At 66.9% G+C, this 10,815-nt stretch carries 15 protein-coding genes; 4 read left to right on the top strand and 11 right to left on the bottom strand.

The features are described 5' to 3' along the window. Positions 1-94: 94 nt before the first annotated feature. A complete protein-coding gene (locus tag AC3IMC_RS20160) occupies positions 95-1,294 on the top strand; it encodes a YihY/virulence factor BrkB family protein (RefSeq protein ID WP_490920680.1) in 1,200 nt (399 codons plus the stop codon). A gap of 368 nt (positions 1,295-1,662) precedes the next feature. Continuing rightward, positions 1,663-1,920: a hypothetical protein gene (locus AC3IMC_RS20155; RefSeq protein WP_490920679.1), complete on the top strand. Its 258-nt coding sequence runs from the start codon at positions 1,663-1,665 to the stop codon at positions 1,918-1,920. A gap of 116 nt (positions 1,921-2,036) precedes the next feature. Here AC3IMC_RS20155 and AC3IMC_RS20150 read toward each other — a convergent pair whose 3' ends face one another. The 6 genes from AC3IMC_RS20150 to AC3IMC_RS20125 all read right to left on the bottom strand — a co-directional run bounded on the left by AC3IMC_RS20150 (position 2,037) and on the right by AC3IMC_RS20125 (position 6,948). Next, on the bottom strand, positions 2,037-2,816 hold the full coding sequence (locus AC3IMC_RS20150) for a glycosyltransferase family 2 protein (RefSeq protein WP_490920678.1): 780 nt from the start codon (positions 2,814-2,816) through the stop codon (positions 2,037-2,039). Beyond that, complete coding sequence (locus AC3IMC_RS20145) at positions 2,803-4,191, bottom strand: bifunctional PIG-L family deacetylase/class I SAM-dependent methyltransferase (protein WP_490920677.1); 1,389 nt, start codon at positions 4,189-4,191, stop codon at positions 2,803-2,805. The genes AC3IMC_RS20150 and AC3IMC_RS20145 overlap by 14 nt, the downstream gene beginning before the upstream one ends. Next, positions 4,185-5,231, bottom strand: coding sequence for a hypothetical protein (locus AC3IMC_RS20140; RefSeq protein WP_490920683.1), 1,047 nt, complete (start codon positions 5,229-5,231; stop codon positions 4,185-4,187). The genes AC3IMC_RS20145 and AC3IMC_RS20140 overlap by 7 nt, the downstream gene beginning before the upstream one ends. 77 nt (positions 5,232-5,308) lie before the next feature. Continuing rightward, the gene (locus tag AC3IMC_RS20135) at positions 5,309-5,788 is read right to left on the bottom strand and encodes a Dps family protein (RefSeq protein WP_490920676.1); all 480 of its coding nucleotides are present in this window, start codon (positions 5,786-5,788) and stop codon (positions 5,309-5,311) included. Between the two features lie 97 nt (positions 5,789-5,885). Beyond that, the gene (locus AC3IMC_RS20130; RefSeq protein ID WP_490920675.1) at positions 5,886-6,563 is read right to left on the bottom strand and encodes an O-methyltransferase; all 678 of its coding nucleotides are present in this window, start codon (positions 6,561-6,563) and stop codon (positions 5,886-5,888) included. A 61-nt stretch (positions 6,564-6,624) separates the two neighbouring features. Beyond that, positions 6,625-6,948, bottom strand: a complete 324-nt coding sequence (locus tag AC3IMC_RS20125; RefSeq protein WP_490920674.1) for a thiamine-binding protein — start codon at positions 6,946-6,948, stop codon at positions 6,625-6,627. 124 nt (positions 6,949-7,072) lie between these two features. Here AC3IMC_RS20125 and AC3IMC_RS20120 point away from each other — a divergent pair, with 124 nt between their 5' ends. Both AC3IMC_RS20120 and AC3IMC_RS20115 read left to right on the top strand, forming a co-directional pair. Then, positions 7,073-7,720: a TetR/AcrR family transcriptional regulator gene (locus tag AC3IMC_RS20120; protein ID WP_490920673.1), complete on the top strand. Its 648-nt coding sequence runs from the start codon at positions 7,073-7,075 to the stop codon at positions 7,718-7,720. Between the two features lie 195 nt (positions 7,721-7,915). Next, entirely contained in the window at positions 7,916-8,140 is a 225-nt protein-coding gene (locus tag AC3IMC_RS20115) for a hypothetical protein (RefSeq protein WP_490920672.1), read from the top strand. A 131-nt stretch (positions 8,141-8,271) separates the two neighbouring features. On the opposite strand, the gene AC3IMC_RS20110 is transcribed toward AC3IMC_RS20115, so the two are convergent. The 5 genes from AC3IMC_RS20110 to AC3IMC_RS20090 all read right to left on the bottom strand — a co-directional run bounded on the left by AC3IMC_RS20110 (position 8,272) and on the right by AC3IMC_RS20090 (position 10,767). Beyond that, positions 8,272-8,646: a hypothetical protein gene (locus AC3IMC_RS20110; RefSeq protein WP_490920671.1), complete on the bottom strand. Its 375-nt coding sequence runs from the start codon at positions 8,644-8,646 to the stop codon at positions 8,272-8,274. 85 nt (positions 8,647-8,731) lie between these two features. Further along, positions 8,732-8,989 carry a hypothetical protein gene (locus AC3IMC_RS20105; RefSeq protein ID WP_490920670.1) on the bottom strand — a complete coding sequence of 86 codons (258 nt, stop codon included), beginning with the start codon at positions 8,987-8,989 and terminating at the stop codon, positions 8,732-8,734. A 151-nt stretch (positions 8,990-9,140) separates the two neighbouring features. Further along, positions 9,141-9,452: an AzlD domain-containing protein gene (locus tag AC3IMC_RS20100; protein ID WP_490920669.1), complete on the bottom strand. Its 312-nt coding sequence runs from the start codon at positions 9,450-9,452 to the stop codon at positions 9,141-9,143. Beyond that, a complete protein-coding gene (locus AC3IMC_RS20095) occupies positions 9,449-10,252 on the bottom strand; it encodes an AzlC family ABC transporter permease (RefSeq protein ID WP_490920668.1) in 804 nt (267 codons plus the stop codon). Before AC3IMC_RS20095 ends, AC3IMC_RS20100 begins: the two co-directional genes overlap by 4 nt. After that, entirely contained in the window at positions 10,249-10,767 is a 519-nt protein-coding gene (locus AC3IMC_RS20090; protein ID WP_490920667.1) for a DoxX family protein, read from the bottom strand. Before AC3IMC_RS20090 ends, AC3IMC_RS20095 begins: the two co-directional genes overlap by 4 nt. Positions 10,768-10,815: the final 48 nt, after the last annotated feature.

Below are 10,815 nucleotides of genomic sequence, written 5' to 3'. Positions count from 1 at the left end.
CGGCACCGCAAGCAACAGAATTGTTCGACAGGCCGGCACCGCCATCCGCGGGGCCGGCCTGTCCGCTTCAGCCACTTGATGGAGAGGACACCCCATGGCCACTCACGACTCATCCGAGACCAGCACCGCGAAGGCGGGCCAGGCGCCGGATCCAAATGACGACAGGAAGCCTGGCAGCCCCCGGGAGTTGGTCAAGCCAAACTGGAAATACATCACCAAGAGGACCCTGCGCGAGTTCAATAAGGACCAGTGCCCGGACCTTGCCGCAGCCCTGACCTACTACGCGGTGTTGTCGCTGTTCCCAGCCATCCTGGCCCTCGTGTCGCTGGTCGGGCTCTTCGGGGATCCACAAAAGACCACCGATGCGCTCCTGCAGATCATCAAAGGCTTTGTGCCCGGCGAGACTGTCAGCACGGTTGGCGGGGTGGTGGAAGATCTTGCGAATGCCCCGGCGGCAGGATTTACGCTGGTCATCGGCCTCGTAGCCGCCCTGTGGTCGGCCTCAGGGTATGTGGGAGCTTTTGGTCGTGCCATGAACCGCGTCTATGAGGTTGACGAAGGCCGGCCGTTTATCAAGCTGCGTGGCACCATGCTGGCCGTAACGCTTCTCGCCGTGGTGATCGTGGCGCTCCTCGCGGGCATGCTGGTCCTCAGCGGACCCATCTCCGAGGCCGTGGGCGGGCTGATCGGTCTTAGCAGCGCCTTCCTGGCCGTCTGGAACATCGCCAAGTGGCCGGTGATGGTCATCCTCATCATTGCCATCATTGCGGTTCTCTATTACGCCACCCCCAACGTCAAGCAGCCGAAGTTCCGCTGGATGAGCATGGGCTCGGCCATCGCCCTGGTGGTTTTCCTGGTAGCGTCGCTTGCTTTTGGTTTCTACGTGGGCAACTTCGGCAACTACAACAAGACCTACGGCACCTTGGGTGGCGTGATCGTGATGCTGCTGTGGCTCTGGATCCTGAACATGTCGCTGCTGTTCGGTGCCGAATTCGATGCCGAGGTGGAACGTGGGCGTGAGCTCCAGGCCGGCATTGAGGCGGAAGAGACCATCCAGCTGCCTCCGCGGGATACCAAGAAGAGCGAAAAGATGCAGCAGCAGATTGAGGACGACATTAAGCACGGACGTGAACTTCGGGAGAAGTACGCTTCGGAGAACGGCGGACAGGACGGGCAGCAGCAGCCGGAAGACGCTCCCACGGAAAGCCACCGGGACCGGGTGCGTGACAAGGTGCAGCACCGCGCCGGCGATGCAGGGTCCGACGACGGCGGCCGGCATGGCGGCCACGCCTAGTTGGGCCTGGGCCGGCAGTGGAAGGCTTGGGGACAGGTACTAGGCAGGACTTCCAACTTGGAGGAAAATTGAGATGGAGGTCCTGCCAGGGTTTCCCGGGCTGGGGGAGCCCGGGGCGATGCGGGGCCGGCGGTGAGATGGCCTCTTCTGAGACCGAGGCCAGTCCCCCCAGTCGCCGTCGGCCCCCTCAACCTGGAGTATTCCGCAGCGGCCAGGCGGCCCGGCCGGGCAGCGGCTCCGACAGCGAGTTGGACAAGGTGGGCCGTCCTGTCATAATTTCTTCCATACCTTGCCGGGCCCCTTCCTGGGACCCGCAGGGCCGCTGAAGCAGATACGGCGGCATCACGGTCGACCCTTAATGAGCGGACATGCCTGCTACCCATTTTGAACAATTTCTTGCCGAAGCAGTTGTCCCGGACAAAGAGCCCGGACTGGGCCTCGGACGCGATGAGCTCTATGGCCTCTACACAAGTTGGTGCCTTCTGCACAAGGCCGAGCTCCAGGCTCCTGCTGCCCTTTGGGAGGCATTGCAGGAGAAGGGAATCGATCCTGACAGCAACAACCTGTCCATGACCGGACCTGCCGCAGCCGACTACATCGTGGCCAGCGCTCCGGACCTGGTGTAACGGGCACAGTCCCACCGAAGTCTTAAGCTGGGGGTGCTGCCGGCGCTGTGGATTCTTCACGGCCGGCGGCACCCTTTTTTCGTGCCCGCGCATTTTTTGTGCCGGCGCAAGCCGGCCTATTGCCGGGCCAATGCCAGGAGATAAGCAGCAAATCCCCGTGGCGCCCTCCCCACTGTCCGCCCTGATGTCAGGACGCGGACGCTGTCCGTGGCAACAATCCTGGCTCCGCTGCCGCGGAGCCTGTCCAGGAGAACCCGGTCCTCACCGGAAGCAATGCCTGGGAACCCGCCAACCCCCAGGTAGGACGAGGCCCGCACGCCCAGGTTGGCCCCGTACACATGGGAGTGGTTCTCGGCCAGGACATGCCGGGCGTGCCAGCGGGCCATGAGGGCGTGGTGCATGCCATCGCCGTCGGGTTCCACCGAGCCGAGGACGACGTCGGCGCCGGCGGCTGCCAGGTCCACCTGCCGTACCAGCCAGTTCCGGGGCACCAGCGAGTCGGCGTCGGTGGTGGCCAGCCAGACCCGCGCCGCCGGAACGCCGGCAGTCAGTCCAAGGCCTGCTGCGCCCGCACGCCGGCTCATCCCCACATTCCGGAAGCCGACAGTCATGGCGTTAAAACGGGCATCGGACGCGGCAAAGTCCGTGGCAATCCGCAGGGAACCATCAGTGCAGCAGTCCAGCACCACCATGATGCGAACACTGACGCCCGGGTGCCGGGCCGCCATCCCGTCGGCTGCAGTCCGGACGCCCGCCAGGGCCCCTCCGAGGTGCTGCTCCTCGTTGTGTACCGGAATCACCACTGCCACGTCCTCGATGCACGTACCCTTCCCGCATCGCTGGCCGGAAGCGGGAGCCGCCAGGCCAGGCTCGCTGCCGGCGTCACGGTGCTGCATCAAGGCCCCTGGCGGTTGTCGTCGCGATGAGGATTTCCAGGACGAAGTCCCGCTCCTGGTACAGTGCAGCGCTCCGCCAGCCCAGCCGCTTCCGGGCCAGGGCGTGCACGGCGTCGCCGTCAAGCTCCCAGCCGTCGATCGGATGCCGCCAATGGCACAGGACCAGGGTCCCGCCTGGTTCAAGTGATCCTTCGACGCGGTCCCAGAGCACTTCAAGCTCCTCCGGCGCGAGGTAATAACCCACCTCGGACACCACCAGCAGTTCGAACATGCCTTGCGGCCAGGAGTCCGGCACCACCCGCTGTTGGACATTGACGCCGGTGTATCCCGCAAGCCGCTGCTTGGCCTGCCGGACCGCAGCGCTGCTCGCATCCACAGCAAGCAATGACCGGCACCGGGACGCCAGTTCAGCGGTGAGGGTGCCGATCGAGCACCCAATTTCCAGGCCGCGTTCATAGGACTCCGCCGGCAGTGCGGCCAGGGTGAGGGTGCGCTTGCGCCGCTCATACCAGCTGGTTGTGTAGTTCCAGGGGTCCTCGGCGGCATGGACGGCGTCAAAGATCCGCTCGGCGTCGCCGCTGCGGTGCGGCGCCCCACTTGTGTCCTGTGGCGGAGTCCAGGCGAAGACCTCGAATGTGCGCGCAAAGTGCGCCAGGAAGTCCGCGTGCAGGAGCGCTTCATCGCCGACGGCGGGCGAGAGCGGCAGGGTCTGGGAAGCGTGTGCAAGCAGGGCGTTGCCCTTCGCCTCGCGGGCCTGCCGGCTGAGGTGGAAGCGGACCCATTCCTGCCAGTCGGCCCTGCCCGGCGTTGCCCAGTGCCAGTACCAGACCGGGTATTCCAGCAGCCCGTGCCCGTCCTGCACTGCCACCGATGCTGCCGCCGCTCCCAGGGCATCATGATCGGCATGGCCGTCTGCCCGGTAGGGCGCCACGAGCACAATATGCCGGCCATCCCGGGAGAGTCGCTGGGCAGCCTCCCGCACGGCGCGGGTGATCACCTCGGCGTGACCCGTCAGTCCGCGGTCCGGCAGGCCGAGGAACCGCCAGTTCTCTTTCATGCCCAAGGCGGAAAGGCCCGTCCCGAATTCGGCGAGGCGGATCTCGGCGAGGCGTTCGGCAGTGGTGGTGGGCGATTCGGGATGAGAGCCCTCACCCGCGGTGCACAACAGGACTTCCACTGTGGCTCCGAGCGCGGGCAGGGAGGCAAGGAGCCCTCCGGCGCCGAGGGTTTCATCATCCGGGTGGGCAGCCAGGACCACGAAACCCATGGCACCAAGTTCGGCAGGCCCGAGCGGCAGCTCCGGCAGCGTTTGCAGGCCGCTCCCGTCCCACACCGCCTCGGCCGTTCCCTGGTCCGCATGCGAGAAGGTCACCATTGGCAGTCTCCCGCCAGGACCAGGTTGCCCAGTTGCGCATCGTCCCGCGGGCCGTGGTGCTGGCGCACGTAAAGTGCCAGGTCCGCCATCCTCTTGGCGTAAGGCTCGTCGAAGGCCAGCGGTCCCGGCCCCCGGGTGGTGCCCACCAGGTGGAGGACGCGTTCGACGGCGGCCGCAACAGTTCCCCGCACGCGCTGGGCTTCGCTCCAGGTACTTTGGCCTGCCCCGGCGGCCAAGGTGCCGTCATCGAGGCGCAAGGCCGTCCGGGCCAGGTACTGCAGGGCCGCGGTGATGATCCTGTCCGCCTCACCCAGCGCGGCGAGCGCCAGTTGGTCCGGTTGGCGTCCCGCGTCCGCGCCGGCCTGCAGCCCGTGCCGGAAGTCCCGGGCCACTCCCACTGCACCTCCCAGCCAGCAGGCGGCGACCCCCATGCCGCCCCATGCGAAACCGGGCCGGCTATGGTACCAGCCGGTTGCGCCGACGGGCGCTGCCGGAACCTGGTCGAAATGGACGGTACCGCTGGGTATTTCCCGCAGTCCGCGCGCAACCCACGTGGGCTCCTCGCTGTCCACGCCGCCATGGCGGAGGCTGACGGCGAAAGCCGCCCGGCCGCCGTCGTCCGTATGCGCCGTGACGACCGCATTGTCCAGCTGCCGCGCCAGCGAACACCAGGGCTTGGAACCACTGAGGAAAACTCCGGTCCCGGCAACCCTGGCTTCCAGCCTCATGCCGGGCCCTTCCGCTGCGAACACGCCCCAGCTGCCCCCGCGAGCCGTTCCTGAGCCAGCCGTTTCCCCCGCCTGCTGCAGGATGGCCAGGGCGTCAAGGTGGGGCTCAAAGATGCGGGCCGCTGCGACGTCGGCTGCAGCCACGGACGCCAGGAGCTCCCACAGGACCGACGTGCGCCCGCCACCCGGGAGCGGCCAGCTGCCGCCTGCCTCGGAGGCAAGGTCCAGCAGTGCGGGAGCGTTGCCCGCTAGCGGACCAACCCGGCCCAGGAGCGGCAGCCACTGGGCGAACTCCTCCGGCGTGGACGCCATGAGCACGGGGGCGGCGGTCCCGGTGCCCTGTGCTGCCGTGAGCCCCGGGCTGTTGACGGGGAACGCGGGCGCCGCCACTACTTCCCGGCCGGCTCGGTAACGGCCGCGGTGGGCGCCATGGTCTCGGCGTTCACCATCCAGGCCAGTTGTTCCAGCCGCTCAATAATGGCGTGGAGGAGGTCCGCGCTGGTGGGGTCTTCGTCGTCCACCTCGTCGTGGACGTCCCGCATGGTCTGCACGGTGCGTTCCAAGCGTTTGGTGATCAGCTTGACGGTGTCTTTGGTGGAAACCAACCCTTCGGGGAACTCTTCCAGGCGCGTGCCGTCCGCCACGGCGCTGCTGCGGCCATCCGGAAGGGCATGCAGGGCGCGCATCCGTTCAGCTGCCTGGTCCGCGAAAAGGCGGGCGGCTGCGACAATTTCGTCGAGTTGGAGGTGCAGGTCGCGGAAGTTGGTGCCAACGAGGTTCCAGTGTGCCTGTTTCCCCTGCAGGTGCAGTTCGATCAGGTCCGTCAGGACCATTTGGAGATTGCTGGCAAGAGTGGGTGATGCCTTCATGATGTCCTCCATTGCTGCTCCAGGCCTGCACGGCCTCTGGCCCTAAGCATACTTACCTATCGCGTCCAGCCATCCAGCGCGCAGGGTGCAGGACAGTTCAGATTATGCGTGCCAGGGCAAACCCGTCCCAGCCCTTGGAGCCCACCGTCTGTATGACGGTGGCGTCCAGTCTTGGGTGCTCGCCCAGCAGTTTGAGGGCATCGATGATTCCCGAAGCGTTGACCGGGTCCATGCCGGGATCCAGGACGGCCCCTTCCCAGACCGCGTTGTCCAGGACCACCGCGGCACCGGGCCTGCCCAGCCGGACCGCCCACTCAAGGTAGCGGCTGTCGTTTTGCTTGTCCGCATCGATGAAGATGAAGTCGAAGGGTTTGCGCTCGTCCTCCGCGAGCGCGGCGAGGGTATCGAGCGCCGGTCCCAGCCGGATCTCCACCTTTTGGCCCAGTCCTGCGGCATCGATGTTGGCCCAGGCCACCTCTGCGTGCTGGGGCAGGTACTCACACGTGACGATCGTGCCGTCGGGGGGCAGGCCCCGCCCCATCCAGATGGTGCTGTAGCCGGCAAGCGTCCCGATTTCCAGGATCCGGCGGGCCCCTGAAAGCTGGACCAGGAGTTTGAGCAGTTTTCCGGCATTGGGCGCCACCTCGATGGCGGGCATCCCGGCCTCCGCGGCGGACGCAACGGCGCGCTGCAAGGCCGGGTCCGGATGAACCACGGTTGTGGACAGGAACTCTTCAGCGGCTATCCATTCCGGCCGGGGTTTGTGCTCGAACATGGGCACAGTTTGGCACGGGGCGTCCTGCCGGTCCAGATGCTTTTTGGCCGCTCGTTCCGGCTCAGGAATCCTGCGACAGCGCACCTTCCAGGCGGTCCACCTTCGCCGTCAGTTCACCGGTGTAGCCGGGCCTGATGTCTGCCTTGATCACCAGGGAAACGCGGCTGCCAAACTGTCCCACGGCCTCGGTGGCGCGTTTGACGACGTCGAACACTTCGTCCCACTCCCCCTCGATGGTGGTAAACATCGAATCCGTCTGGTTGGGAAGCCCGGACTCGCGGACGATCTTCACCGCGGCGGCCACGGCGTCGTGCACGGAGGCATCGTTGGGGCGTGAACCGCCGGAAGGAACGCCTGAAGGAGCGACAGAGAATGCAAGCAACATGCCCCCAAGTGTGCCATGGTGCCGTTGGCCGCTGCAGGGCAGCGCCTCCGGCTGCCGCCGTCACATAAGCCGCTACCCTCCAGTAACGGTGAACGCCGCAGGCTCCGTTGCTACCCTTTTGGGCATGAGCCTCGCAGTCGCCCGCAAGCCCCTCCGTGCAGACGCAGCGCGGAACGTGGACAAGATCATCACGGCGGCGCGCCAGTGTTTCCGGGAATTCGGCCCCGAAGTGCCGCTTCAGACCATTGCCGCCACCGCCGGTGTTGGTCCCGCCACCCTCTTCCGGAACTTCGCGGACAAGGAAGAACTGGTCCTCGCTGCCCTGAACCGGCAGCTGCGGCTTACCGTGGACCCCGTCATGGACGGCGCGCTGGCGGACATCGACGCCGCCGCCGGCCTGCTGCGCGTGCTCGAGGCGCTGATGGCGGCCGCAAGTGAGGACGCCAACCTGCTGTGCGCCGTCGCGGGACGCCGCGAACTGCTCACCGGGATTACGGGTTCGCTGATGGATTCGATCAGCGTGCTGCTGGTCCGCGGCCAGGGGCAGGGTAGCCTGCGGACGGACATTTCAATGACGGACATGTTCAGGCTGCTGGCCATGCTGATCGGCGTGGTGGACACCATGGAACCAGGTTCGGACGCGTGGCGGCGGCCGCTGGCCCTGGTGGAGGACTCCATCCGGGCCGTCCGGCCGGCGCGTCCCCTGCCTCCGCATGTGCCCGTCCCGGCCGCCACGGCACTCGGCGCCGGGCTCCTGGGTCCCCGGGCATAATGCCGGAGTACTGACACCTGCACGCTTTCCCCCTCAAACTGCCCGCGCCATTAGGGGCTGCCACACCATTGTGGGGCGCCCGGCAGGTGCAATAGACTCAAGAAGGGTTACGCAGACAGCCTGGATTCTTTCTTCCGAGATGGAGCGACCCATGCAGGTATCCGCACGTTCCCGCCGGGCACCGGTTCCCCAGCGATGAACGGCTCGAAACTTTCCCAGTACCTCACCGATCCCCGCGGTCCCGAGGAAGTGCTGCCCACCCTTAGCGCCGGGGAACTTGCCGAACTCCTGGATGCCCTCTACCAGAACCTTGATACTCCCGAGCCCGAACTGGGCGCCGAAGTCTGGTATGAGATGGCCGTTGAAGAAAGTAGCCGCCGGGGCGTAGGCGCAGAAGGCGCCGCCCACGGAGTGGCGTAGCAGCACCCGTTCCCAACTCTGCACGCACCAACAACCCTGCGCTTAGGCCAAGCCTGCGCCGAAAGCCACCTGGCAGCCAGCTACCGCCGGCCGGCTGCCAGGCGCACTTTCAGGACGTGGTTCCTGTACCTTCAGGACTTGTGACCGCCAGGGCCCTCCGCCTGGGCTTCACCGTCGTGACGGGTTTCGCCTTCGTGCCCGCCCGGTTGCGGCCGGCGCTCCCCCGGGTGCGCGGCCTTGTGGTGCTCGTGGAACTCGTTGGGAACGTGGTCCTTGGCTTCCATCAGGTGCTGCTGGAGTTTCTCTTCAGCGTCCCTGCGGCGCCGGGCGGTATCCCGCAGTTCCCTGGTGGCCTCGGATCCGCGCGGATCAAGGTAGGCGGCCCGGGTGCGGCCGGTCTGCTCGGCGGCGGGCACGTCCGCACCCCGTTTTTCGGCACTTCTTCCTTCGGCGTCCGCGGTTCCGTGGCCATCGTCCGGCGCCGTTGGCCGTGACTGTTCGCTCATCCCGATTCCTCCTTGGTGGCTGCCACCGGTGTGGGCTGCCTCTCTTCCAGTGCACCACATCCGGCCCGGCCCCTGCCGAGGGTGGCTAGTCCCTGGCGGCGTCCCGCCGTTTCCTGATCTCCCGGCCCACCAGGGCCTGCAGCGATGGAATGGGCGACGACGGGTCCAGGTCGAGTGCGTGCCGGAGCCTTTCGGACAACAGTTCCAAATCCTCCGCCGGGACTTCGGAAATGCCCGCAAAGTGGGTAAAGAAACGCTTCGCAGGCAGCCCTGCCCGGCGTCGGATGATGTGACGTTGCGGCCGGCCTGCCCTCTCCCCTGCCGCATGCAGCTTATTGTCCATGGTCGCCGTTCTGAAGGAGTCCTTGGCCAGCTGCATAGCCGATCTCATAGTACAACCGGCAGGGCGCCGCGGCAGTGGCCTGGATCCCCCTTTTGCGGCGGGTTTTTACTCGGCTTGTGCTGCGGGATTTTGCGGTGCCCAGCGACGGCGGTCAGCTCCAGCCAAGAAACCTCAACAGCGCCGCGGTGCCCGCGCCGGCGATCACCACCACCAGGAAGGGTGCCCGCAGTGCCAGCGCAACAGCCGCCGCGGCGAGTGCGCCGAGCCGTGCGTCCGCCACCAATGCCTGCCCTGATGCCACCGCGTTGGCTACGGTCAATGACGCCAGCAGTCCTATTGTCATGGTGCCCGCAACCCTCGATGTCCGCGGATCTTCCAAGAACCTGGCAGGGACGAAGTAGCCGACGAGCTTCCAGGCGTACGCCAGGACGCAGGCCAGGATCAGCCAGATCCACAGATTCATGAGCCCGCTCCCGGCTGTGCGCCGTCTCCGTGCCCCGCCCGCTGTCCGGATCCCCCTGCATTAGGACTCCCGGACGCGCGGCGGCCGTGATCGTGCTCCGCGTACGGCTCGATGTCAGGTTCCAGCCCTTCGTCGCGGCGCCCGTGGCTGAACCAGCCGGCCAGGGCAGCCACCACGGCGGCCACCAGGATGGGCACGCCCGCCGGCACCAACGGAACGGCAATCACCGTGGCTACGGCACACATCACCGCTATCGCGATCGGTTCCCGTCCCTTGAGGCGCGGCCACAACAGCGCCAGGAAGGCCGCGACGGCGGCACCGTCCAGTCCCCACTGCCTCGGATCGCCAAGCCCGCTGCCGGCCAGGGCACCGACGGCCGTGAAGACGTTCCACAACACGTAGATGCCGATGCCGGCGGCCCAGAACCCACGGCGCTGCTCCGCGGGGTCCTCCTGGCCGGTGGCGGTGGCCGTGGACTCGTCAATGGTCAGCTGGGCGCCGACATATTTCCGCCAGCCGCGCGGCCGGAGCAAGGCGTTGAGCTGCATGCCGTAGATGCCGTTGCGCATCCCCAGCAGGGTGGCAGCGCTCATGGCGGCGATACCCGAACCGCCGCCGCCCACGACTCCAATGAAAGCGAATTGCGAGCCACCGCTGAACAGGAGCAGGCTCAAGGCCATGGTCTGCGGGAAACTCAGGCCCGACGTGACCGAGAGCGCTCCGAACGACACCCCGTACAGCCCCGTGGCGATGCTGATGGAAATCCCCACCCGGACCGCGGGCGACGCCAGCAGCTTCACGGCCGGAGCGGCCAGGCAGGGCCCCGAACGGCAGACTTTCGGAGGCCGGGCTTTCGGAGGCCGGGTTTTCGGAGGCTCCAGGCCCACAGGATGAGCGGTGCCTGCAACGGAAGCCGTGCAGTATGGATCGTGCGTTGCCGTGGAGTCCCGTCCGGACCATAGGCGCGCGCGAGAGCGTCGACATGCCCTGCCAGGAACGCAGTGAACAGCCCGGCGAGCGCCGTGGCGGCCACCTTCCGCGTGGGCGGGAGGAGGATTCCGACGGCGGCGGCCAGCTCAAGCAGGCCGGTGGCAGCGATCCATTCCTCACGGGACAGGACGGCCAGTGGATGCCGCCCGCCGTAAGCTTCATTGGCTGCGCTTGGAGCCGCGTCGTCCCGGCAGAGGTAGCCGGGAACCACGTCGCGGTAGAACAGCGGGTCCCGGAAATGCTTGTTGGCGCTGGCCAGCAGGAGGACTCCCATGGCAACAGCGGACAGGCTCTGGACAGCAGGTCCGGACCGGGGAAAAGGCATGGAACCACTCAACCACAGCCGGCGCCGGCGCCCGAAACCAGCGCGGGC

Source organism: Arthrobacter sp. E70 (assembly GCF_058266945.1).
This window is presented reverse-complemented; position numbering and strand designations above follow the sequence as displayed.

What these genes read in the sequence shown, in the direction of transcription:
- AC3IMC_RS20160 (WP_490920680.1), top strand. Translation starts at nt 95, where the DNA reads ATGGCCACTCACGACTCATCCGAGACCAGCACCGCGAAGGCGGGCCAG.
- AC3IMC_RS20155 (WP_490920679.1), top strand. Translation starts at nt 1,663, where the DNA reads ATGCCTGCTACCCATTTTGAACAATTTCTTGCCGAAGCAGTTGTCCCG.
- AC3IMC_RS20150 (WP_490920678.1), bottom strand. Translation starts at nt 2,816, where the DNA reads ATGCAGCACCGTGACGCCGGCAGCGAGCCTGGCCTGGCGGCTCCCGCT.
- AC3IMC_RS20145 (WP_490920677.1), bottom strand. Translation starts at nt 4,191, where the DNA reads ATGGTGACCTTCTCGCATGCGGACCAGGGAACGGCCGAGGCGGTGTGG.
- AC3IMC_RS20140 (WP_490920683.1), bottom strand. Translation starts at nt 5,231, where the DNA reads ATGGCGTCCACGCCGGAGGAGTTCGCCCAGTGGCTGCCGCTCCTGGGC.
- AC3IMC_RS20135 (WP_490920676.1), bottom strand. Translation starts at nt 5,788, where the DNA reads ATGAAGGCATCACCCACTCTTGCCAGCAATCTCCAAATGGTCCTGACG.
- AC3IMC_RS20130 (WP_490920675.1), bottom strand. Translation starts at nt 6,563, where the DNA reads ATGTTCGAGCACAAACCCCGGCCGGAATGGATAGCCGCTGAAGAGTTC.
- AC3IMC_RS20125 (WP_490920674.1), bottom strand. Translation starts at nt 6,948, where the DNA reads ATGTTGCTTGCATTCTCTGTCGCTCCTTCAGGCGTTCCTTCCGGCGGT.
- AC3IMC_RS20120 (WP_490920673.1), top strand. Translation starts at nt 7,073, where the DNA reads ATGAGCCTCGCAGTCGCCCGCAAGCCCCTCCGTGCAGACGCAGCGCGG.
- AC3IMC_RS20115 (WP_490920672.1), top strand. Translation starts at nt 7,916, where the DNA reads ATGAACGGCTCGAAACTTTCCCAGTACCTCACCGATCCCCGCGGTCCC.
- AC3IMC_RS20110 (WP_490920671.1), bottom strand. Translation starts at nt 8,646, where the DNA reads ATGAGCGAACAGTCACGGCCAACGGCGCCGGACGATGGCCACGGAACC.
- AC3IMC_RS20105 (WP_490920670.1), bottom strand. Translation starts at nt 8,989, where the DNA reads ATGGACAATAAGCTGCATGCGGCAGGGGAGAGGGCAGGCCGGCCGCAA.
- AC3IMC_RS20100 (WP_490920669.1), bottom strand. Translation starts at nt 9,452, where the DNA reads ATGAATCTGTGGATCTGGCTGATCCTGGCCTGCGTCCTGGCGTACGCC.
- AC3IMC_RS20090 (WP_490920667.1), bottom strand. Translation starts at nt 10,767, where the DNA reads ATGCCTTTTCCCCGGTCCGGACCTGCTGTCCAGAGCCTGTCCGCTGTT.